Raw genomic sequence first — 22,538 nt, 5'->3', positions numbered from 1 at the left:
GGGTAATTGCCCTGCGCCGGGTAGTCACCGGACGGGGGTGGGTAGTTGCCCTGCGGGGGCGGCGGAAAGTCGGTCATCTCCACCCTTTCGGGTCGTGTCGGTGAACGGTGCAAACGCTACCGCAGGTCGGCCTACGTCAACGCCTTATCGGCGGCGTGGCCCGTCGGACAAAAAGCCCAACAGGTCGTGGCGAGTGATGACCCCCACCGGTTTGCCGTCCTCGACCACCATCACCGCGTCGACCTCGGCCAACGTGGTGGCGGCGACGCCGACAACCTCGCCGGATCCGATCAGCGGCAGCGGCGGTCCCATGTGCTGCGAGACCGCGTCGGCAAGCTTCGCGCGGCCCTCGAACACCGCGGAGAGCAGATCGCGCTCGGACACGCTGCCGGCCACCTCGCCGGCCATCACCGGCGGTTCGGCGCCGACCACGGGCATCTGCGACACCCCGTACTCGCGCAGGATCCCGATGGCGTCGCGCAGGGTCTCGGCCGGGTGGGTGTGCACCAGGTCCGGCAGCACCCCCGACTTGGCCCGCAGCACGTCGGCGACGGTGGGCTGCACCGTCGAACCGTCCAGCCGCGAGCGCAGAAACCCGTAGGACGACATCCAGGAGTCGTTGAACAGCTTCGACATGTAACCGCGGCCGCCGTCGGGCAGCAGGACGACGACAAGCGCGTCGGGGCCGGCTTTGACGGCGGTCTCCACCGCCGCCACCACGGCCATCCCGCAGGAGCCGCCCACCAGCAGCGCCTCCTCCCGGGCCAGGCGCCGGGTCATGTCGAACGAATCCGCGTCGGAGACCGCGATGATGCCGTCGGGGATGCTCGGGTCGTAGGCGGCCGGCCAGAAGTCCTCGCCGACGCCTTCCACCAGATACGGCCGACCGGTGCCGCCGGAGTACACCGAGCCTTCGGGGTCCGCTCCGATGATCTGCACCCGGCCGTCCGACACCTCTTTGAGGTAGCGGCCGGTGCCGGTGATGGTGCCCCCGGTCCCGATCCCGGCGACGAAATGGGTGACCTGGCCGTCGGTGTCGGCCCAGATCTCCGGACCGGTGGTCTCGTAATGACTCTCGGGGCCCGCCGGGTTGGAGTACTGATCCGGTTTCCAGGCGCCGTCGATCTCCTCGACAAGGCGGTTGGAGACGCTGTAGTAGCTGGCCGGGTCGTCCGGCGGTACGGCCGTGGGGCACACCACCACTTCGGCGCCGTAGGCGCGCAACACGTTCTGCTTGTCCTCGCTGACCTTGTCCGGGCAGACGAACACGCACTTGTAGCCGCGGCGCTGGGCCACCAGCGCCAGGCCCACCCCGGTATTGCCGGAGGTGGGTTCGACGATGGTGCCACCGGGCTTGAGCGCTCCACTGGCCTCGGCCGCGTCGATCATCTTGACCGCGATGCGGTCCTTGGAACTCGCGCCGGGGTTGAGGTACTCGACTTTGGCCACCACCCGGCCGGCGCCAGGGGGAACGATCGAATTCAGCTCGACGAGTGGGGTGTTGCCGATGAGGTCACTGATGTGGCTCGCTATCCGCATGCCTGCCATCGTCTCAGGCGGTCGCGCTGCGCGGGCCGGGGCCCGCCTAACCGGTGGCTTCCCGGATGTATTCGCCGATCTGGCGCAACGAGCGGGTGGCTTCCGGCACGAACGGAGCGGCGATCTGGAAGACGTGAATCTGGCCCGGCCACACCCGCAGCTCCACCGGGACACCGGCAGCGGCGAGCACCTTGGCCCCCAGCCGGGCGTCGTGCAGCAGAACCTCGGAGCCGGAGACATGGATCAGGGTGCGCGGAAGTCCGGGCCGGACGTGCTGCAGCGGCTCGAGGACCTCACTGCCGTGGGTGCGGTCACGGCGGGCCGCGCCTTCCACCAGCTCGACCAGCGCGTCAAATGCCTTGGGCGGGAACATCGCCCCGGTGTGGATGTTGGGGTGCGCCTTCTTGGCTTCCTTGGCGATCTCCAGCAGCGGCGACATCGCGACGATCGCCGCCGGCATGTCTTCGTCACCCTCCTCCAACAACCGCTCAGCCAGCGCCAGCGACAGATAGCCGCCCGCCGAGTCGCCGGCCAACACGATCTGATCCGGTTCGTAACCCTGGCGGCGCAGCCAGCGGTAGCCGTCGTAACAGTCGTCAACGGCGTCGGCGATGGAGTATTTGGGGATCATCCGGTACTCCACCACCAGGACCGGGCTGTCGGCGTACTTCGACAACTTGGTGACGAGCCGGCCGTGGGTGTTGGCCCCGCAGGTCAGAAAGGCCCCGCCGTGCATGTAGAGCACCACGCGGCGGGTGCCGTCGGCCGGCAGGACACCGGCGGCGCGCACCATCTGCGCCTTGCAGCGCGGCAACCGGATGGTGGCCCGGATGGTGCCTGGCGCCGGCAACATCGCCTTCGCGGCGAAGTCGAGCAGCCCGAACGGCCACGGCATCCGCGGAAGGTAGCTGCCGACCGAGAGAACCGGCCGAATGGTGGCCCGGGCCGCCAGCCACGCCATCCGCCCCTCGACGCTGGTCGACTCTTCGGAGACCTCGACGGGCAGCCCGTCATGACGGCCATAACGATGGGGTCGCGAACTGGGGTGCAAACGGGTTCGAACACGTAACGAGCTGGGAATTGTGTCGGGTGCGGTCATGATGGACACTCCCTCCAGCCGGCCCGGGCCGGCACAGCCAACGCGGTAACTCGTATCGTCACACGCGAAAAATTGAGAAGAAATCTTATGATCCGTTCCGATACTGCATCGGGTCCGCTTCGTGACCATATTTGTTTGCTGCGCTCAGGTGACACGGGCGTCCTTTCCCTAGAATCACCAACATGGCGATCGGGGCAACGCGACGTTCGGCGGTCACGCTGGCCACTGCGGGCGTGTTCGCTTTCAGCGGCACCCTCTATGTCGGGGTGCGCAATCTTCTGGCCGGCCAAGCCGACCGGGCCCGCCAGACGATCCCCAAGGCATGGGACCTTCCACCCCGTGCCGATGGTTTATACGGTCCCGACGACACCGAAGTTCAGCCCTTTCACCGCGGGGACGACGTCGATCTGCACCTGATGGTGTTCGGCGACTCCACCGCGACGGGCTATGGCTGCCTTTCCGCGGGCGAGGTTCCCGGCGCGCTGATCGCCAGAGCGCTGGCGGAGCGCACCGGCATGCGGATCCGGTTGAGCACCAAGGCAATTGTGGGCGCCACCTCCAAAGGCCTGGCCGGGCAGGTCGACGCGATGTTCGTCGCAGGTCCGCCACCGGACGTGGCGGTGATCATGATCGGCGCCAATGACGTGACCGCACTGCACAGCATCGCCGGCTCGGTGCAGCGGCTACGCGCCGCGGTAAAGCGTCTGCGGGCCAGCGGCGCGGTGGTGATCGTGGGCACCTGCCCCAAGTTCAGGGCGATCAGCGCGATACCGCGGCCGCTGCGCTGGGTCGCCCACGCCCGCGCATGTCAGCTGGCCCGGGCGCAGACCATGGCGGTCAAAGCGACCGGCGGCATCGCCGTGCCCTTCGCCGACTTCCGGGCCCGGGAGTTCCACGACAGTCCCCACCTGCTGTTCGCCGCCGACCAGTACCACCCCTCGGCGGCGGGTTACGCCCTGGCGGCGGGCCAAATGATCCCGGCGCTCTGCGCTGTGCTGGACCGGCCCGATTCCCGCGTGGTGGCCTCGTCGGGCTAGATTCGGCTCTAACTACCCGATCTCAAGGAGCCAGAAGTGCCTGAAGCTGTAATCGTCTCAACTGCGCGTTCGCCGATCGGCCGGGCCGGTAAGGGATCGCTGGTCACCATGCGGCCCGACGACCTGGCCGCCCAGATGGTGCGCGCCGCCCTGGACAAGGTGCCTGCGCTGGACCCGCGCGAGATCGACGACCTGATGATGGGTTGTGGCCAGCCGGGCGGCGCCTCTGGCTACAACATCGGGCGCGTGGTCTCGGTGCTGCTCGGCTACGACTTCCTGCCCGGCACCACGGTGAACCGGTACTGCTCGTCGTCGCTGCAGACCACCCGGATGGCGTTCCACGCGATCAAGGCCGGCGAGGGTGACGCGTTCATCTCCGCCGGTGTGGAGACCGTGTCGCAGTTCGCCATCGGCGCTGCCGACGGTGCCCCGAACAGCAAGAACCCGCTGTTCGCCGACGCTCAGGCCCGCTCCGAGGCTGCCGCGGCCGGCGCCGAAGAGTGGCACGACCCGCGGAACGACGGTCTGCTGCCCGACGTGTACATCGCGATGGGTCAGACCGCCGAGAACGTGGTGCTGCATACCGGGATCAGCCGTGAGGACCAGGACCACTGGGGTGTGCGCAGCCAGAACCGCGCCGAGGAGGCCATCAACAGCGGCTTCTTCGCTCGCGAGATCTCGCCGGTCACGCTGCCCGACGGCACCGTGGTGAGCACCGATGACGGCCCGCGTGCCGGCACCACCTACGAGAAGATCAGCCAGCTCAAGCCGGTGTTCCGGCCGAACGGCACGATCACCGCCGGCAACGCCTGCCCGCTGAACGACGGTGCGGCCGCGGTGATCATCACCAGCGATACCAAGGCCAAGGAGCTGGGCCTCAAGCCGCTGGCCCGGATCGTGTCCACCGGGGTATCGGGCCTGTCGCCGGAGATCATGGGCCTGGGCCCGATCGAGGCCGTCAAGAAGGCGCTGGGCAACGCCAAGATGTCGGTCTCCGACATCGACCTGTTCGAGATCAACGAGGCCTTCGCGGTGCAGGTGCTGGGCTCGGCCCGCGAGCTGGGCATCGACGAGGACAAGCTGAACGTGTCCGGCGGGGCGATCGCGTTGGGCCACCCGTTCGGTATGACCGGCGCGCGGATCACCGCCACCCTGCTGAACAACCTGGCCACCCACGACAAGCAGTTCGGCGTGGAGACCATGTGTGTGGGCGGCGGCCAGGGCATGGCCATGGTGGTCGAGCGGCTGTCCTAGTTTTCGTCTAGTTCGTTGACGCTGCGCTCAGGGCGGGAAAGTTCGAGTAACCCCCGCCCTGGGCGCAGCGTCATTCTCGGTTCAGGGCACCCGGCCGTTCGGCAGGACCGCGGTGTGGGCCTGGCGCAGCTCGTAGCGGCGCAAAGTGCCGGCAGCTAATGCCTCACCGCCGATGAGGGGTTCTCCCCTGTCGGCATGCTGCCCGGGCCACCGAACAAAAAAATGACTCTGCGCTGAGGGCGGGTGCTACTCGCACTTTTGCGCCCCTCAGCGCAGAGTCAACGGGGAAAGCTAGCGGGTCACTCGCTCTGGAAGTAGCTGAGCAGACGCAGGATCTCCAGGTACAGCCAGACCAGAGTCACGGTCAGGCCCAGTGCGATGCCCCAGGCGGCCTTCTCCGGCGCGCCGGCGCGGATCAGCTGGTCGGCTGCGTCGAAGTCGATCAGGAAGCTGAACGCCGCGATACCGATGCACACCAGCGAGAAGATGATGGACAGCGTGCCGCCGCTCCGCAGGCCCAGGCCCTCGCCGCCGCCGACACCGAACAGCGACAGCACCAGGTTGCCGATCATCAGGGCCAGCACACCGAACATGCCGGCGACGAGCATCCGGGTGAACTTCGGGGTAACGCGGATGGCGCCGGTCTTGTAGACCACCAGCATGCCGCCGAACACCCCGAGGGTGCCCATCACGGCCTGACCGATCATCGAGCCGGCGTTGCCGGTCCCCACCGTGAAGGCGGTCAGCACCCAGGAGATGGCGCCCAGGAACAGGCCCTCGAGCACCGCGTAGCTGAGCACCACCGCTTTGTTGTCCTGCTTGCGGGCGAACATGGCCACCAGGACCACGCCAAGACCGCCGAACGCGCCGATGAAGGTCAGCGGCCCGGCCAGCGCCTGGTTCGACGAGACCATGAAGAAGGAGATGATCGCCGCCACGCTCAGCACGCCCAGCGTGATGCCGGTCTTGGTGACAACGTCATCAATGGTCAGCGGGCGGGTGACCTCCCGCTGCTGGTACTGCGCCGACGACGGGTCGACCTGGTAGGTCTGACTCATCTGCTGAGTGGCACCGGCCATACCGGTTCCGAACTGCGCGTAGCCGCCCTGTTTGGGCAACGAACGAAATACCGGGTTGCTGGTCTCCCGCACCGTCCCGATCCTCTCTTGGGGCTGTGAAGCGAAGGGTTACGAACACTGAATCAACGTTTCCCGACTCGCCGGAGTTCCCGACGGCGTTCGGGCCGCTCTGCTGCCAAACCTTACCCGCGGATCAGTGACCGTGCGTAGGGATCTACATTGCGAAGGCGTGACAGGTGAATCTGACGAGGTCCTGGCCCGCGTTGACAACGGGGTCGGCCTGCTGACACTCAACCGTCCGAAGGCGATCAACTCGCTGAACCTTCCGATGGTGACCGCCATGACCGCGGCGCTGTCCACCTGGGCCGAGGATCCGGCGGTCACGGCGGTGGTACTCGCCGGTGCCGGCGAGCGCGGACTGTGCGCCGGCGGCGACGTCGTGGCGATCTATCACAGCGCCAAAGCCGACGGCGCGGATGCGCGACGATTCTGGTACGACGAGTACCTGCTCAATGCACAGATCGGCGGATTCGGAAAGCCGTACGTGTCGTTGATGGACGGCATCGTGATGGGCGGCGGCGTCGGAGTCGGGGCGCACGCCAACACTCGAGTGGTCACCGACACCACCAAGATGGCCATGCCCGAGGTCGGTATCGGCTTCATCCCTGATGTCGGCGGCACCTATCTGCTCTCGCGCTCCCCTGGCCGGCTCGGCCTGCACGCGGCACTGACCGGCGCACCGTTCTCCGGTCCGGATGCCATTGCGCTGGGTTTCGCCGACCACTACGTGCCGCACGCGGCGCTGGAGGCCTTCACCGCGGCGATCATCGCCGACGGGGTGGACAGTGCATTGGCAGCACACGCGGTCGAGGCGCCGCCGAGTCAGCTTGCCGCACACCGCGACTGGATCGACGAGTGCTACGCACACGACACCGTCGCCGAGATCGTGGCGGAGCTGGCCGCCCACGCCAGCCCCGACGCCAACGCCGCCGCCGAACTGATCGGCACCCGGTCCCCGGTCGCCTGCGCGGTGACGTTGGAGGCGGTGCGCCGGGCGGGCCGGCTCACCACCTTGGAAGACGTTCTGATTCAGGAATACCGGGTGTCGTGCGCATCGCTGCGCTCGCATGATCTGGTGGAGGGCATCCGCGCCCAGTTGGTCGACAAGGACCGCAATCCGCAATGGTCACCGGCCACGCTGGCTGAGGTGACCGCCGCCGACATCGCAACGTATTTCGTTCCCGCCGAACCCGACCTGACCTTCTAAGGAGAACCCATGACTTACGAAACGATCCTCGTCGACCGCGACGGCCGTGTCGGCACCATCACGTTGAACCGGCCGCAGGCACTCAACGCCCTCAACAGCCAGGTGATGGGCGAAGTCACCACCGCCGCAGCTGAATTCGACGCCGACCCGGGCATCGGGGCGATCATCATCACCGGCAGCGCCAAGGCGTTCGCCGCTGGAGCGGACATCAAGGAGATGGCCGACCTGAGCTTCGCCGAGGTGTTCGCCGCCGACTTCTTCGCCGCATGGTCGAAGCTGGCCGCGGTACGCACCCCGATTATCGCCGCGGTGGCCGGGCACGCCCTGGGCGGCGGCTGCGAACTGGCGATGATGTGCGACCTGCTGATCGCCGCCGACACCGCCAAGTTCGGCCAGCCGGAGATCAAGCTGGGCGTGCTGCCCGGCATGGGCGGCTCCCAGCGACTGACCCGGGCCATCGGCAAGGCCAAGGCCATGGACCTGATCTTGACCGGCCGCACCATCGACGCCGCCGAAGCCGAGCGCTCCGGGCTGGTGTCCCGCGTGGTGCCGGCCGACGACCTGCTGGCCGAGGCCGGCAAGGTGGCCGCCACCATCGCCGGGATGAGCCTGTCGGCGGCCCGGATGGCCAAGGAAGCAGTCAACCGGGCCTTCGAGTCCACCCTGGCCGAAGGGCTGCTCTATGAGCGCCGGCTATTCCACTCGGCGTTCGCCACCGAGGACCAGACCGAGGGCATGGCGGCCTTTACCGAGAAGCGCGTACCGAATTTCACCCACCGCTGAGTAGCTCCCGATGAGCGCGCCAGCCGCCGACACCGCCGCCGCCACCGCGGAAACACCCCCGGCGGAAGCGACCGCGCGCGAACCCTGGTGGGTCCGGCACTACACGTTCACCGGCACCGCGGTGGGCCTGGTGTTTCTGTGGTTGTCGCTGACGCCGTCGCTGCTGCCACGTGGGCCGCTGTTCCAGGGCTTGGTCAGCGGCGGCTCGGGCGCCATCGGCTATGCCCTGGGGGTGTTCAGCGTCTGGCTGGTCCGCTACATGCGCTCGAAGGACACCAGTCCGCCGGCCCCGCGGTGGGCGTGGCGGGTGCTCATCCCGACCGCGGTGGTCATCCATCTGTGGGTGGTGTGGACGATCCACGGCTGGCAGGACCAGATGCGTGACCTGATGGGTGTGCCGCGGCTGACTTGGTACAACTACCCCCAGGCCGGCGTGATAGCGGTGATCACGCTGTTCATCCTGGTCGAGATCGGCCAACTGATCAGGCTGCTGATCCGCTTTCTGATGCGCCAGCTCGAACGTGTTGCGCCGCCGCGGGTTTCGGCCGTGGTCGCAGTGTCGTTACTGGTAGCTCTGGTTGTGGCGGTGCTCAACGGTCTGGTGCTCAAGACCGCGATGCACGTCATGAACAGCACCTTCGCCTCGGTCAACGAGGAGACCAGCCCCGACCGAGCGGCCCCGTCGACCCGGCTGCGCTCCGGCGGGCCGGAGTCGCTAGCCTCCTGGGAGTCGCTGGGCCATCAGGGCCGTATCTTCGTGGCGAATGGACCGACCGTCGCCCAGCTCAGCGCGTTCAACGAGAAACCGGCCACCGAACCGATTAGGGCCTACGCCGGCCTGAATTCGGCCCACGGGATCAAGGAGACCGCCGAGCTGGCGGCGGCCGAATTGGCCCGCACCGGCGGACTGAGCCGGGCGGTGGTGGCCGTGGCCACCACGACGGGCACCGGCTGGATCAACGAGGCGGAGGCCTCGGCCCTGGAATACATGTTCAACGGCGACACCGCGATCGTGAGCATGCAGTATTCGTTCCTGCCCAGTTGGCTGTCTTTCCTGGTCGACAAGGAGAACGCTCGCCAGGCCGGCCAGGCGCTGTTCGAAGCCGTCGACAAGCAGGTGCGGGCCCTGCCGGAGGCCAAGCGCCCCAAACTGGTGGTGTTCGGGGAAAGCCTCGGCTCCTTCGGCGGCGAAGCCTCCTTCATGAGCCTCAACAATGTGCTGGCGCGCACCGACGGTGCGCTGTTCTCCGGCCCGACGTTTCAGAACACCATCTGGACCGACCTGACCATCAATCGCGATCCCGGTTCCCCGCAATGGCTGCCGATCTACCACGACGGCCGCGCCGTGCGGTTCGTCGCTCGCCCGGATGACCTGGCACGCCCCGACAACCCTTGGGGCGCAACGGATACGCCGCGGGTGGTATACCTACAGCACGCCTCGGACCCGATCGCCTGGTGGCATCCCGATCTGCTGTACCACAAGCCGGACTGGTTGAAAGAGCCCCGAGGCTACGACGTGCTGCCGCAGGTGCGCTGGACTCCGATCGTGACGTTCCTGCAGGTCTCGGCCGACATGGCGGTGGCTATCGACGTGCCCGACGGCCATGGCCACAGCTACGTCGCCGACGCCGCCGATGCGTGGGCGGCGATCCTACATCCAGCGGCGTGGACCCCGGAGAAGACTGAACGGCTCCGCCCCCTGTTGCACTCCAACGCTTAATCCGACGAGAGGCGCCGGCTCGACCAGCTCCCCGACGGCGGCCAGGGCCTGATAGCCGCCGATGACGTCGGTGGCGCGGTGCAGCCCCAAGTCCTGCAGAGCAGCCGCGGCCAGGCTCGAGGTGTAGCCCTGCGAGCACAGGATGACCCACTGCACGTCGTCGTCGACCGCCTGCGGCAGCCGCGCGTCGCTGGTCGGGTCGCAGCGCCACTCCAGCACGTTGCGTTCGATCACCAGCGCTTCGGGCACTTGGCCTTCCTCCGCGCGCTGGGCCGCCGGCCGGATGTCGACTAGGTATGCGCCGTTGCGCAGCGCCTCGGGCACCTCATCAGCGGTCAGCCGGTGCAGCTTGGCGCGGGCGGCCTCCAACACCCGGTCAATGCGGCTGGTCACGTGCGTTGTGGTCATGACGCCTCCGGGTGCGAAGTGAGTTCGGTGCGCTGCCTACGCAAAGTATGGTCCTGCGCGACGTCGTAATAGGACATTTCCGCCAGTGGCGGCGAGTAGGCGTGCACGCTCAGCGTCGGGGCGGCCGGTTCGAACTGGTTTGCCGGCGGCGCCCAGACGACGTCGTGCACCCAGCCCTGGGTGAACGCGGCCTGGTCCCCGGCGTCCAGGCGTCGTTGCGCCAGCTCGCGACCATTCCAATGGAACTCGTCCAATGAGCCGGACAGCACGGTCAGCGCGCCCAGCGAGTCGCCGTGATCGTGCAGTTCGGTGGCGTGCCCGGGGACCCAGCTGATCAGCCATATGTCGAGCCGCTCGTCACCGTGAATTCGGGCGAACCAACGCTGGTCGTCGGGAAGGCCGGAGGCGGGCAGCAGGTGGTTGTAGCGGCCCTGCAGCACCGCGTCGGCGGCCAGGTCGGTGGTCTGCAAGAGGTCGGGCAGGCGCAGCGCGCGGGGCCGGGCGCCCGAGCGGCGCAGCGCGATGGGGTCAGCGATAACCATGGTGAGAACTCCAAAGAGGATGGGCTGGATTTAAGAAAGGGATCGGCGGCAGCAGTCAGCTGCGGCAACAACAACCCTGGAATCCGACGTGCTCCATCACAGCGGCCATGCTATCCGGGTGTCGCGCCGGATGCATCGCCGCATCAGTCCCGGGGGCGAAGTTCCGCCCTTCCCAGCGCGGCGATACCCACCGTGACCTGCTCTTTCCTGTCGGTATTACGGTTGTAATCGCAATGACGCGAAGAATTGGCCCGGTATAGCCCGCAAAATGGTGGCTATGACTTCTGCTGCGGAACCCCGCGGGGCCCGGGCGCCCCGCGTGGCCCTGGTGCTGGGCAGCGGCGGAGCGCGCGGCTATGCCCACATCGGGGTTATCGCCGAGCTGCGCGACCGCGGCTACGACATCGTGGGGATCTCCGGGTCGTCGATGGGTGCACTGGTGGGCGGCCTGCAGGCGGCCGGCCGACTCGATGACTTCGCCGAGTGGGCCAAGTCGCTGACCCAGGGCGCGGTGCTGCGCCTGCTGGATCCGTCGTTCACCGCGGCCGGAGTGCTGCGGGCCGAGAAGATTCTCGATGTCGTCCGCGACATCTTGGGCAACATCAATATCGAAGAGCTGCCCATTCCCTATACCGCTGTGGCGACCGATCTGATCGCAGGACGATCGGTGTGGCTGCAGCGCGGCCCGGTCGACACCGCCATCCGCGCCTCGATCGCCATCCCCGGGGTGATCGCTCCGCACGTGGTCGATGGACGCCTGCTCGCCGACGGCGGCATCCTCGACCCGCTGCCGATGGCTCCGCTGAGCGCCGTCAACGCTGATCTGACCCTGGCGGTGAGTCTCAACGGCGGCGACCCGACCGCCGCCGGCCCGGCCGCCGACGATTCCGAGCGGGACGTGCCGGCAGGCCGGCTGAATCGCATGTGGCGCAGTACGTCTGCGCTACTGGACACCAGCGGGGCGCGGTCCCTGCTGGACCGGCCGACGGCGCGGGCGATCCTGGACCGGTTCAGCAGTGGTGAGTCTGAACCCGGCGGTTCAGCGAGGCTCGACGAAGGAGAGGCGAAGCTGGGACCGCCGCATCGGCCCGGCGGTTCAGCGAGGCTCGACGAAGGAGGGGCGAAGCTGGGACCGCCGCATCGGCCCGGCGGTTCAGCGAGGCTCGACGAAGGAGAGGCGAAGCTGGGACCGCCGCATGAATCCGGCGAGGACGAGGACTCGGCACCCGAAGTGGTGCCCAAACTCGGCAGCTTCGAGGTGATGAACCGAACCATCGATATCGCCCAGGCGGCGCTGGCCCGCCATCAGCTTGCGTCGCACCCGCCCGATCTGCTGATCGAGGTGCCTCGCGTCGCCTGCCGCAGCCTGGACTTCCACCGCGCCGCGGAGTTGATCGACGTGGGCCGCGAACTCGCCGCCCGCGCCCTCGACAGTGCGAAATCGCTCTGACCCAAGGGCACTAACCGGCCAGGAACTCGGCGATGGCGCCGGCCTGCCGCCGGCCCTGTTCACGCCCGGCCTGCGCCGACGGCAGCCGGCACGCCGGGTCGAGCGGATTGCCGCCGAAGGCGCGCAGCGCGTCATCGTCGGCCAGCACGGCGCACACGCGACCGGCGAATGCCGCGATCTCGCCGTCGACTCCGCCACCCGTGGGCACCAGCAGCACGGCTTCGTCGCAGTCGGCGGCCACATCGAGGTTGACCGTGCTGCGCACCCCGCCGTCCATGTAGCGCCGCGGACCGAGCACCACCGGAGGCCAGGCTCCCGGGACCGCACAACTGGCGGCCACCGCGTCGATGAGTTCCACCCCCGAGTCGCGGTCGAAGACCGCCAGCTCCCCGGTGTCGATGTCGATCGCGGTGATCCGCAGCGTGCGCTCCGGCCAGTCGTGTGACGGCAGGCGGTCGGCGATGATGCCCCGCCGCACCGGTGCGGCAACCGTCTGCGCTGCCAGGGCGACCGCGCCGATGCCTTGCAGCTTCTGCGCGGTGGTGGTGTTGGGCTCGGTGATCGCCGCCACGAACAACTCGGTCAGCTCATCGGCACCGACACCGGGATCGATCTCCGAGGAGGTCGCCGTGATCTGCCGGGCGTACAACTGCTCCAGGCCCAGCCCGCTGCCGATCTGGGCGGCCACCGCCGACCCGGCCGAGGTGCCCACCAGCACCGCAGCGTCGAGCAGTTCCCGTGCGGTGTCGGGTGATTCGTCGGCGATGCCGCACAGCACGCCGGTCTCCCAGGCGATGCCCGCTACCCCACCACCGCCGAGCACCAGGGCACGTTTGACTGTCATCTCATTCCTTTCCAGGGGTGTTGGGCCTCCTGGGCAGCGGTGGTCAGATCTTCCCGGCGCAGCTGCCGGGCAGGAGCGTCGGGGAAGGCCAGCTCGGTGGTGACCGTCAGCGCGGCGTCGACGTGCACCAGCTCCCCGGGGTTGATCAACCGCCAGCGCGGGTCGATGTCCATCGGCTCGCTGGCGAACACCACCGCCGAGCGGCCCCGCAACTGCTCGGAGTGCGCGCGGATCCGCGGGGTCTTCAGGTCCAGTCCGACCGGAGCGGATCCGTCGCGGCGGTCCAACAGGTACAGCTCGTGGGTCTCGGGATAGCGCAGTGCCCACATGTCGGTGGCGGTGGTCAGCAGAATGTTGAGCGCATAGATCGGCACCTGGGCTGCCAGCCAGCCGACCGCGTCACGCAGACCTGCCCCGATGTCGCCGTCACGCGCCCGCACGCAACCGGTGATCAACGCGAAGACCCGCTCGGAATCGGTCTGTCCCCCAACCAGATCCGCGGTGCCGATCTCGCGGAGACGTTCCTCGACGGCATCGAGGCCACGCAGCACCCCGTTGTGCGCGAAGATCCGGCAGTCCTGCAGGAACGGGTGGGTGTTGGCGACGTCCCGCGCGCCGGTGGTCGCGTAGCGCACATGCGCGACGAACGTGGTTCCGGTCAGTTCGTTTGCTTCCGTGGAGAATTCGGCATCCTGCCACGCCGCGATCGGCTCCTTGTGCAGGTGCGGTACTCCGTTGGCGTCGAAGACGCCGATCCCGGTGCCGTCCGGGTTTCGTCGGCTCTGCTCGGCGAGGTTGTCCGGAGCGTCGAGCAGCCAGAACGTGGCGGTGACGGCGTCGGTCCCGGCGTGCAGCCCGAAAAGTCGGCACATCGGCGAGGTCAGTTCTCCAACAGGGCAGACAGTCGCGCCAACGCCTGGCGCGCGTAGCCCTTCCACAGCCAGCCGAACACCGGCAGCAGCGGCGCAGTGAGCTTAGACCGCGGGTGGATCACCCAGCTCCAGGTGACCGTGGTGCCCGAACCGGCGGGTGCGAACTGCCAGCGACCCTCGACGTGGTCCACCAGTGGCGCCAGCGGGCCGGTGAGGTCGGTGAGCCGGTAGCCGAATGCCCGGGGCGGATCGACCTCGGTCAACTCCTCGCGCATGCTGCCGCCGCCGGTCAGCACGACGGTGCGGGTCTGCCCGACGTTCGCCCAAGCACCGCGCTTATGCGGCGGTCCCAGCTTCGCCTCTGCTTCGTCGAGGCTCGCTGAACCACCAGTCTGGTCGCGGACTTCCTTGATCGGCGGGATCGGCCCGTACCAGCGGCGGAAGAGCTGCGGCAGCGGCAGCTGCAGTGTCCCGGCGAACGCGTCGGCGACGGTCGCAGGTACCGTCCGGGACTGTTCGACAATCAGGGCCATCAGCCGAGGGTAGCGCTCAGCGCGCCAGGTGCGGAGCGGCCCGGCCCGTGATCAGCGGCAGGTCGAAGAACCCGGCGATACCGGGCGGGGCCGCGCAGGTCGCCGGGACGGCGTTGACGCAGTGCGCTGCGGTTGCCACCACGCCGGGGTTGCTGATCAGCCCCTCTTCGACGCTTTCGGGCTGCCAGCCCTTGACGGTGACGAACGTGTCGGGATTGCCTCGCACCTCCATCTCGTAGCGCTCTCCCGCCGGACCGAAAGTCCATGCCGGATCGAGGTTCTCCTCACCCATCAGCCAGTTGACGGTGACCCGGACCACCACCTCGTCGCCGACGGTGGCTTCCCAGTGGAATCGCCGTCCGGCCACCTGACCGGGTTCGATCGAACCGATCGGCGAGGCGATCGGCGCGGTGGCCACCGCCACCTCCTGCGAGGAGCGGATCTGTTCGTCGGCAGCGAAACCGAGCCGGTCCACGCACAGCCGCACCGATTGGCGGAACCCGCCATCGAGCAGCTTCTGCATGGGGCCGCTCAACGCCTTATCCGGAGTGCCGCCGAAGCCCATAACGTGGCGCACCACATCCGGGGCGTCATAGGTGCGCAGGTCTGAATACTCTTCGCCGCGAATGAATGTCACGCCGGTGGACATCACCGACAGCAGCAGTGGGAACAACTCGGTCGCCGCGCCGGGGCCGATCCCGGCCCCGTGCAGGGTCACGCCACCGTCGCGCGCCGCGCCTTCCAGCGGGCCTGCTTCCTTCTCGGTCGGATAGAACCAGCCGACCGGGGTGACGACGTTCTTGCCCGAGCGCAGCAGCGCCGCGACCTCGTCGGGGTTGGGAAGCAGCGGTGCGTAGATCACCGCGTCGGCATCCAGCGCCAGGATCTCCTCGACGCTGTTGGTGGCCGTCACACCCACCGGCTCGGTGCCGATGATCTCCCCGACGTCCTTGCCGCTCTTGGACTTCGAGTGCACCCAGCACCCGACCAGCTCCAGGTCGGGATGCTCGAGCACGCCCTTGATCGCGGCGACTCCCACTCCGCCGGTTGCCCATTGGATGACACGCAGGCTCATCAGTTGTGCACCTCGCTCACTTGGTATTGCTCCTCGGCGTACCGGGCACGGATGGTCTTCTTGTCGTACTTGCCGACACTGGTACGCGGGATCGCCTCGACGAACGTCCAGCGCTCCGGCAGCCACCACCGGGCGACCTTGTCGGACAGGAAGGTTCGCAGTTCGGCGCCGCTGATCGAGGCACCGGCGCGGGTCACCACGACGGCCAGCGGTCGCTCCTGCCAGCGTTCGTCGGGCACCCCGACCACCGCGGCTTCGACGACGTCGGGGTGGGCGATCAGCTCGTTCTCCAGTTCCACCGAGGAGATCCACTCCCCGCCGGATTTGATGACGTCTTTGGCCCGGTCGGTCAGCGTGATGAAACCCTGCGGGTCGATGCGGCCGACGTCACCGGTGCGCAGCCAGCCCGAGGAGAACTTGGACTCGTCCTGGCCGCGATAGTAGGCGCCGGTGATCCACGCGCCGCGCACCTCAAGCTCGCCGACCGCTTCGCCGTCGTGGGGCAACACCGCATCCTCGTCGTCGACGATGCGGGTCTCGACCCCACACACCGGCCGGCCTTGGGTGCCGCGCAGCGCCCAGTGCTGTTCAGGCGGGGTGCCCGGCGGCGGCCAGGCCATGGTGGCCATCGGCGAGGTCTCGGTCATGCCCCACAGTTGGCGCACCTGCACGTTGTGGCGCTGCTCGAACGCCTGCATCAGCGAGACCGGCACGGCTGACCCGCCGCAGGCCGCCAGCCGCAATGACGAGATGTCATGGCCGGGTTCACGTTCCAGGTAGTGCATAACGTCGTTCCAGATGGTCGGCACCGCGCCGGCCACCGTGGCCCGCTGCGATTCGATGAGGGCGACCAGCGACTTGGCGTCCAGATGCCGGTCGGGCATCGCGAGGTCCGCACCGGCCATCAGCGCCGAATACGGCAGCCCCCAGGCGTTGGCGTGGAACATCGGCACGATCGGCAGCACGCAGTCGACCGCGCCGATCCCGGTGCCGTTGGTGGTGCATCCCGCCATGGCGTGCAGGTAGCTGGACCGGTGGCTGTACACCACACCTTTGGGGTTGCCGGTGGTGCCGCTGGTGTAGCACATGGCGGCTGCCGAGTTCTCGTCGATGACCGGCCAGTCGAACTCTTGCGCCTCGGCCGCCAGCAGCTCGGCGTAGCCCAGCACGGTCTTGCCGGAGGCTTCCAACGCCGCGACATCGCCATCACCGACCAGGATCACGGTGTGCACGGTCTCCAGTTCCGGCAGCACCGGCGCCAGCAGCTGCACCAGTGACCCGTCTACCAGGATCACCCGGTCCTCGGCCTCGTTGGCGACGAAGACGATCTGCTCGGCGAACAGCCGGATGTTCAGCGTGTGCAGCACCGCGCCCATCGCCGGCACCGCCAGGTAGGCGGCCAGGTGTTCGGTGTTGTTCCACATGAAGGTGGCCACCCGCTCGTCGCCGGTGATGCCGAGACGCCGCAGGGCATTGGCCAGCTGGGCCACTTCCCGGCCGAGTTCGCGATAGGTGGTGACCCGATATCCGTCGTCAGCAACGGTGGTGACGGTGCGATCACCGTGGACGGCCGTGACGTGGTTCAAGATGGCGCCGACCGTCAACGGCCAGTGCTGCATGGTGCTGTGCATCGGCCTATTCGATCACGCCACCACCGGAAACGTGGCGTGGGTTACACCGCGGGTTCGAGCTGCAGCATGCGAGTGACGGCGTCGTCGAGCTCCAGCTGCTCGTGCAGCAGCGCCGACGGGGCCGGCAGGTCGGCCAGCGACGCGATGGTCACCTTGCCGTCGAAGCCGGCGATGTAGAGCCGGCTGCCGTCTGGGCTCTCCGCGGCGCAGGACGGCGCGGTGACGCCGGGCAGCGTGCCGAGCGGCTCGTTGGTGCGCGCACACAGCACAAAGACGGCGCCGTCGGTGACCAGGTAGACCCGCTGGCCGTCGCGCCCGGCGATCAGCTGGATCAGCTGGGCCTCCAGGACGCGGGTAGCGCTGACCGCGTGGGTGCGGGCATCGACGACGTGCACGCGGCTGCGGCCGTCAGGCCCCAAGGTCGCCACGTACAGGCGGGCACCGTCGGGACTGACTGCGACGTCGATGATGCTCGCGCCGATCGCGATCGTGTCGACGATGTTCAGGTCGCGGTCCAGCACCGTGACGGTGTCGCCGGTGGGCTGGCGTACCGCTGCGTACAGCCGTCGGCCGTCCGCGCTGATCCGCAGGCCGGCCGCTGCCGCCCCGGGATGCGCGGACACTGCGGCGGACGCGGCGGGACGCATGGCCGCGTCGAGCGCGAGCACGTCGACACCGGCCGAGCCGGTACGGGTGAGGTAGACGCGGCTGCTGGTCGGGTCGGCGACCAGGTCGCCGATGTCCATGGCCACCGGGTAGCACCCGGCGACCTGCGCGGTGTCGACGTCGATCGCCAGCACGGCGTCCAGCGCGGTCGAACCCGCGGTGATGTAGGCCCAGCCGGTGCCGGCGGGGCCGGCGGCGATCGAGAACGGCTCGTCGGCCTGGAAGACGGTGTTGACGATCTTGCAGCTGACGGTGTCGATGATCGAGACGGTGTCGTCGCCGTAGTTGGTGGCCAGCAGGCGCTGGCCGTCCGCGGTGACCGCGAGGCCGCCGATGGGGCCGCGATCCAGTGTCACGGTGCGCGCGACGCGGGATGCAGCGTTGGCCAATCTATAAGCCGGCACGTCGTCCACATCGCTCCTATCAACCACTGTTCGTATCGCTTCGTTCGTATCGTCACTGCCCTCGCACCTCGCGGCTACCGCAGTGCGGTCCGGCCGAGACCGGGACGCCGAGGCGGGGCATCTGGTCGATACTAGCGGTGAATTCGAAGTAACAGGAAAATGTCCTAATTATTGTGATCGAGGTCGCAGGCTAATCCCAACCGTCCCATGTCACACCGGGCGAAACCGCAACATCCGCCCCTTCCAGCAACCTCAGACATACGCTCCGAGCAGGTTGTTTTCTCATCTTGGACAACTTGTGATGTGTACCGCGATTAACATTGAATAAGAAATTAAGAACTCCCACCAGGAAATTCCGCGCTTCTTGCCAAAGGCCCTTGCAAATGTTCGGGCGGGCGGGTATGCACCGGACAAAGCTGCCGGTCAGGCGGTGCGGAGGGGTCGGCCGAGGCCCCACGGGCCTGGGTTTCGCGCCACGCCGTGGCCGCCGCGGTCGAGTTCCTAGCTGTCGTTGCCGGCGACCGTGACGGGGCCCGGGACGTGCGCCGGGCCGGTCCCGAATCCAGCTGTCAGTGCCCCCAGTCGGACTCGAACCGACACTGGGCGGATTTTAAGTCCGCTGCCTCTGCCAATTGGGCTATGGGGGCTCGCGGCGAATCTAACGCGACGGCCTCGACAGCGCCCTACCGGCACTCCGAGAAGAGGCAGAAATCAGGCGTGCTCGGGGCAGTAGTTCTGCGCGGCGATCCGGGCGAACTCCGCGGCACGCTGCAGCGTGAAGCCGGGGTTGGTGGTCTGCACGGCGACCACGGTGTCCATCGGGGAGAGTCCGGCGTCCATCAGCTGACACACCGAGTGACCGGCCGAGATGGCCACCTGGTCCGAGCCCTTGTGGCTCAGGCCGGCGCCGGTCAGCTGGGTGAGAAAGGCCGCGTCGCTGCCGACCGGTTCTGCGTGCGCCGGGGCCGCCAGACCGACCATGGCGGTGAGGCCCGCCAGCAGCAGAAACCGTTTCATAGCTCGTAGTGTGCTGAGCATTCGTTAATAACATGTTACGGACCGTTTACTCCGCCGGATCCAGATGTTAAATCCGCGTTACCGGCCCCTCACCACCCCCAGCTCGGCGGTCGCCAGAATGGCTGATGCGGACTAAAAATGTTGCCCTTCAAGCCAATTGACAACCAGCCATGCTGGACCGAAATGGTAGCGACCCCGCACCCCCGCCCCAGAGTGACCTGGACCACGCGGGCGGGACGCGAAAGCCCTTCGGCGAACGTCCAATACCGCCACGCACGGCATTTGCATCCAAGCCGTCGTTCGGTCTCGAGCCCGCGAGACCGTGACGCCTCACACACCGCGAAAACACCGCCCCCGAGGTGCATGTAAAGAGTTCCGACACCGCCGTTAAGAAGCGGTTAACCAGCTTTCACAATCGCCCACTGATGCGCAACGGTGATCCCAGGAGTCGGTTCGTCACCGGGCTCCGTAAGGAGAAACCCATGTCTTTCGTGACCACCCAGCCGGAGGCACTGGCGTCAGCGGCCAGCACCCTGCAGGCGATCGGCGCGGCGCTCAACGCACAAAGCGCCGCGGCATCCGCCCCGACCACCGGCGTCATCCCCGCGGCCGCCGACGAGGTCTCGGCACTGACCGCCGCGCAGTTCGCCGCGCACGCCGGCCTCTACCAGACGGTCGCGGCGCAGGCCTCGGCCATTCACGACATGTTCGTGGCCACGCTCAAGACCAGTTCCGCGTCGTACGCGGCCACCGAGGCCGCGAACGCGGCGGCGGCGGGTTAGGCGGAGATCATGTGGGATTACGGAGCATTGCCCCCCGAGATCAACTCCGGGCGGATCTACAGTGGACCGGGCTCGACCCCGATGATGACCGCCGCGGCGGCCTGGCGCGCACTGGCCGCCGAACTGACCGCGGCCGCCCACTCCTACGAGACGGTGATCACCGAGCTGTCCGGCGAGGAATGGCTCGGCCCGGCTTCATCATCGATGGCCGCGGCCGCGGCGCCCTACATCGCCTGGATGAACAACACCGCCGCGCTGGCCGAGCAGGCCGCAGTCCAGGCCACCTCCGCCGCCGCCGCATTTGAGACCGCACGGGCGGCCACGGTGCCCCCGGCGGCGGTCACCACCAACCGGGTGCAGCAGGCGGCGCTGGTCGCCACCAACATCCTCGGCATCAACACCCCGGCGATCGCAGCTCTCGACGCCCACTACGCGCAGATGTGGGCCCAAGACGCCGCGGCCATGTACGGCTACGCCAGCGGCTCGGCCGTCGCGACCCAAGTCACCCCGTTCAACGAGCCGGCCCAGAACACCAACCCGGCCGGGTTGGCCAACCAGGGTGCTGCGGTCAGTCAGGCCGGCGGCTCCAGCACCGCCAACAGCACCGCGCAGACGGCGCAGATGATTTCGTCGCTACCGAACGCCCTGCAGAGCATGGCCTCCCCGGCGGCATCGACCGACTGGCTCGAGCAGATCATCGAGTTCCTCTACAACGACCCGGTGAACGGCTGGGCGTTCATGTTCGGCACCCCGGTTTACAACCTGTTCAACACCGCGGGCACCGGAGCGGCCTACATCCCGTCCGCGCTACTGCCAAGCCTGATCGGTAACTTGACCGGCGGCGGGTTTACCTCCGCCACCGGCAGCGCGCTCGGAGGTGGCCTGGGGGCGGCGTTGAGCCCCGGTGGTGCACTCGGTGCCCTTGGTGCGCTCGGCGGCGGCCTGTCCAGCGGCGTCAGCAGCGCGTTCGGGGTCAGCGCGGTCACCCCGGCCGTCACCGCCGGGATGGGGAAGGCCTCCCTGGTGGGGACATCGTTCTCGGCGCCGGCGAGCTGGGCGGCAGCCACCCCGGGCGCTGCGGCGCTGACCAGCGGCCCCGGCGGTTGGGCGGTCCCCACCGAGACCCACAACAACATGGCCTCCATGCCTCCTCCGGTGCCGACCGGCGTCGGGCAGCGCGGCATGAATTACGGCACGCCGCGTTACGGGTTCCGGCCCAAATTCATGCCCAAGCCGATGGTGGTCTAGGAGCAACCATGATCGACTACGCACTGCTGTCGCCGGAGATCAACTCCGGGCGTCTGTACGCCGGTCCCGGCTCCACGCCGATGATGACGGTCGCCTCCGCCTGGCGCGGACTGGCCGCCGAGATCTCCTCGGCGTTGACGTCGTACGAAACGACGATCACCCAACTCGTCGACGAGGAGTGGATGGGTCCGGCATCGGCCTCGATGTCGGCGGCCACCAAGCCGTATCTGGCGTGGATGGCCGACACCGCGGCCAAGGCCGAGGAGGCGGCCACCCAGGCCACCGCCGCGGCGGCCGCGTTCGAGGCGGCGCACGCGGCAACCCCTCCCCCGGCGGTGATCGCCGCCAATCGCGTCCAGCAGAAGCAACTGGTGGCAACCAACGTCGTCGGCCAGAACTCGGCCGCCATCATGGCAAGCGATGCACAGTATTTCGAGATGTGGGCGCAGGCCACCGATGTCATGTACAGCTACGCCGCGTCCTCGGCGACGGCGACCAAGGTGACACCGTTCAGCGAGCCCAACCAGACCACCAACCAGGACGGGACGGCCAACCAGGCCGCCGCGGTCGGGCAGGCCACCGGCAACACCGCCGCCAACAACAGTGCGCAGGCCGCGCAGGCGATTTCGTCGCTGCCCAACACGCTTCAGACGCTGACCTCGCCGGGTCCCGCGGACGCCGGCCTGCCCCCGCCCACGCTCGCCGGACTGCTCGAAGCCATCGGCCGAAACGCCTCGATCAACGGTGTGGTGTCGCTGATGACTTACCCGCTCAACGGCACGATGAGCCTTACGGGAACCTCCGCGGCATTCATCCCCGCAAGTTTGATTCCGACCATGACCACGTTCTTCTCCGGTGGCGGTTTCAACGCCCTCGGCGGTGGTACCGCCGGTGCCGGCATCGGCGCCCTGCTGGCCCCGGGTGGCCCGTTGAGCAGCCTGGGCGCGCTGGGCGGCGCGTCCGCATTCACCGCGAGCGCACCGTCTGTGTCGGCCGGCGTGGGTCAGGCCACCTTGGTCGGCGAGCTGTCCACGCCAGCGACGTGGGCCGCAGCGGTTCCCGCTGCCGGTGCCGTCGACACGGCCGCGGCCTTGCAGGGCAGCAGTTGGGCCGCCGCGCCGGAACAGATCGAATCGATGGCGGCCATGCCCGGCGGGATGCCGATGGGCGCCGAGCGGGGCGGCTTCGGTCTGAGCACCCCGCGCTACGGCTTCAAACCGACCGTCATGGCCCGTCCGGTAGTTGCCGGGTAGACCCCCTCACCGCAAAGCGGAACCGCAGAAAAGGA

General features: G+C 68.2%; 20 protein-coding genes, 1 tRNA gene and 1 pseudogene. 9 read left to right on the top strand and 13 right to left on the bottom strand.

Annotated features, from left to right (window positions below; translation table 11 throughout):
• Positions 1-144: 144 nt before the first annotated feature.
• Both EJK91_RS15890 and EJK91_RS15885 read right to left on the bottom strand, forming a co-directional pair.
• Entirely contained in the window at positions 145-1,539 is a 1,395-nt protein-coding gene (locus EJK91_RS15890) for a cystathionine beta-synthase (RefSeq protein ID WP_046301172.1), read from the bottom strand.
• Positions 1,540-1,585: 46 nt separating this feature from the next.
• Positions 1,586-2,638: an alpha/beta hydrolase gene (locus EJK91_RS15885; RefSeq protein ID WP_125079418.1), complete on the bottom strand. Its 1,053-nt coding sequence runs from the start codon at positions 2,636-2,638 to the stop codon at positions 1,586-1,588.
• Between the two features lie 182 nt (positions 2,639-2,820).
• Here EJK91_RS15885 and EJK91_RS15880 point away from each other — a divergent pair, with 182 nt between their 5' ends.
• Both EJK91_RS15880 and EJK91_RS15875 read left to right on the top strand, forming a co-directional pair.
• A complete protein-coding gene (locus tag EJK91_RS15880) occupies positions 2,821-3,675 on the top strand; it encodes an SGNH/GDSL hydrolase family protein (RefSeq protein WP_125079417.1) in 855 nt (284 codons plus the stop codon).
• A gap of 36 nt (positions 3,676-3,711) precedes the next feature.
• Positions 3,712-4,929, top strand: a complete 1,218-nt coding sequence (locus EJK91_RS15875; RefSeq protein WP_046301171.1) for an acetyl-CoA C-acetyltransferase — start codon at positions 3,712-3,714, stop codon at positions 4,927-4,929.
• Between the two features lie 299 nt (positions 4,930-5,228).
• On the opposite strand, the gene EJK91_RS15870 is transcribed toward EJK91_RS15875, so the two are convergent.
• Positions 5,229-6,080, bottom strand: a complete 852-nt coding sequence (locus EJK91_RS15870) for a Bax inhibitor-1/YccA family protein (RefSeq protein WP_125079416.1) — start codon at positions 6,078-6,080, stop codon at positions 5,229-5,231.
• 157 nt (positions 6,081-6,237) lie between these two features.
• Here EJK91_RS15870 and EJK91_RS15865 point away from each other — a divergent pair, with 157 nt between their 5' ends.
• Genes EJK91_RS15865 through EJK91_RS15855 form a run of 3 tightly spaced genes read left to right on the top strand, consistent with a single transcriptional unit; the run spans position 6,238 to position 9,778 of the window.
• Positions 6,238-7,275 (top strand): enoyl-CoA hydratase/isomerase family protein, encoded by a 1,038-nt coding sequence (locus EJK91_RS15865; protein ID WP_125079415.1) that lies wholly within the window; start codon positions 6,238-6,240, stop codon positions 7,273-7,275.
• Positions 7,276-7,284: 9 nt separating this feature from the next.
• Positions 7,285-8,058, top strand: a complete 774-nt coding sequence (locus EJK91_RS15860) for an enoyl-CoA hydratase (protein ID WP_125079414.1) — start codon at positions 7,285-7,287, stop codon at positions 8,056-8,058.
• A 10-nt stretch (positions 8,059-8,068) separates the two neighbouring features.
• Positions 8,069-9,778 carry an alpha/beta hydrolase gene (locus tag EJK91_RS15855; RefSeq protein ID WP_125079413.1) on the top strand — a complete coding sequence of 570 codons (1,710 nt, stop codon included), beginning with the start codon at positions 8,069-8,071 and terminating at the stop codon, positions 9,776-9,778.
• Here the strand turns inward: EJK91_RS15855 and EJK91_RS15850 are convergent.
• Together EJK91_RS15850 and EJK91_RS15845 are read right to left on the bottom strand one after the other, a co-directional pair.
• Positions 9,779-10,186: pseudogene (locus EJK91_RS15850) on the bottom strand (rhodanese-like domain-containing protein); the annotation flags it as partial. It lies immediately after the preceding gene.
• Positions 10,183-10,728, bottom strand: a complete 546-nt coding sequence (locus tag EJK91_RS15845; RefSeq protein ID WP_125079411.1) for a cysteine dioxygenase — start codon at positions 10,726-10,728, stop codon at positions 10,183-10,185. The pseudogene EJK91_RS15850 and the gene EJK91_RS15845, both read right to left, overlap by 4 nt.
• A gap of 277 nt (positions 10,729-11,005) precedes the next feature.
• On the opposite strand from EJK91_RS15845, the gene EJK91_RS15840 reads away from it, so the two are divergent.
• Positions 11,006-12,178 (top strand): patatin-like phospholipase family protein, encoded by a 1,173-nt coding sequence (locus EJK91_RS15840; protein WP_125079410.1) that lies wholly within the window; start codon positions 11,006-11,008, stop codon positions 12,176-12,178.
• A gap of 10 nt (positions 12,179-12,188) precedes the next feature.
• Here the strand turns inward: EJK91_RS15840 and EJK91_RS15835 are convergent, their stop codons facing one another.
• The 8 genes from EJK91_RS15835 to EJK91_RS15800 all read right to left on the bottom strand — a co-directional run bounded on the left by EJK91_RS15835 (position 12,189) and on the right by EJK91_RS15800 (position 19,220).
• Positions 12,189-13,022 carry a patatin-like phospholipase family protein gene (locus EJK91_RS15835; protein ID WP_125079409.1) on the bottom strand — a complete coding sequence of 278 codons (834 nt, stop codon included), beginning with the start codon at positions 13,020-13,022 and terminating at the stop codon, positions 12,189-12,191.
• Positions 13,019-13,894 (bottom strand): class II glutamine amidotransferase, encoded by an 876-nt coding sequence (locus EJK91_RS15830; RefSeq protein ID WP_024443937.1) that lies wholly within the window; start codon positions 13,892-13,894, stop codon positions 13,019-13,021. Before EJK91_RS15830 ends, EJK91_RS15835 begins: the two co-directional genes overlap by 4 nt.
• Before the next feature lie 8 nt (positions 13,895-13,902).
• Positions 13,903-14,427 carry an SRPBCC family protein gene (locus EJK91_RS15825; protein WP_125079408.1) on the bottom strand — a complete coding sequence of 175 codons (525 nt, stop codon included), beginning with the start codon at positions 14,425-14,427 and terminating at the stop codon, positions 13,903-13,905.
• Between the two features lie 16 nt (positions 14,428-14,443).
• Positions 14,444-15,502, bottom strand: a complete 1,059-nt coding sequence (locus EJK91_RS15820; protein WP_125079407.1) for an NAD(P)H-dependent amine dehydrogenase family protein — start codon at positions 15,500-15,502, stop codon at positions 14,444-14,446.
• Positions 15,502-17,133 (bottom strand): long-chain fatty acid--CoA ligase, encoded by a 1,632-nt coding sequence (locus EJK91_RS15815; protein ID WP_046301160.1) that lies wholly within the window; start codon positions 17,131-17,133, stop codon positions 15,502-15,504. Before EJK91_RS15815 ends, EJK91_RS15820 begins: the two co-directional genes overlap by 1 nt.
• Before the next feature lie 41 nt (positions 17,134-17,174).
• Positions 17,175-18,212 (bottom strand): YncE family protein, encoded by a 1,038-nt coding sequence (locus EJK91_RS15810; protein WP_024443941.1) that lies wholly within the window; start codon positions 18,210-18,212, stop codon positions 17,175-17,177.
• A gap of 564 nt (positions 18,213-18,776) precedes the next feature.
• Positions 18,777-18,850, bottom strand: a tRNA-Leu gene (locus EJK91_RS15805).
• Positions 18,851-18,914: 64 nt separating this feature from the next.
• Entirely contained in the window at positions 18,915-19,220 is a 306-nt protein-coding gene (locus tag EJK91_RS15800; RefSeq protein ID WP_024443942.1) for a DUF732 domain-containing protein, read from the bottom strand.
• Between the two features lie 482 nt (positions 19,221-19,702).
• Here EJK91_RS15800 and EJK91_RS15795 point away from each other — a divergent pair, with 482 nt between their 5' ends.
• The 3 genes from EJK91_RS15795 to EJK91_RS15785 are packed head-to-tail and all read left to right on the top strand — an operon-like array spanning position 19,703 to position 22,503.
• Positions 19,703-20,002: a PE family protein gene (locus EJK91_RS15795; protein ID WP_046285093.1), complete on the top strand. Its 300-nt coding sequence runs from the start codon at positions 19,703-19,705 to the stop codon at positions 20,000-20,002.
• 9 nt (positions 20,003-20,011) lie between these two features.
• Positions 20,012-21,250, top strand: coding sequence for a PPE family protein (locus EJK91_RS15790; protein WP_125079406.1), 1,239 nt, complete (start codon positions 20,012-20,014; stop codon positions 21,248-21,250).
• A gap of 8 nt (positions 21,251-21,258) precedes the next feature.
• The gene (locus EJK91_RS15785; protein ID WP_125079405.1) at positions 21,259-22,503 is read left to right on the top strand and encodes a PPE family protein; all 1,245 of its coding nucleotides are present in this window, start codon (positions 21,259-21,261) and stop codon (positions 22,501-22,503) included.
• Positions 22,504-22,538: the final 35 nt, after the last annotated feature.

Origin of the sequence: Mycobacterium sp. P7213 (genome assembly GCF_900604305.1) — a bacterium.
In the GTDB taxonomy this organism is placed as follows: Bacteria; Actinomycetota; Actinomycetes; order Mycobacteriales; family Mycobacteriaceae; genus Mycobacterium.
The sequence above is the reverse complement of the archived record's forward strand: the minus strand, read 5'-3'. Positions and strand labels throughout refer to the sequence as shown.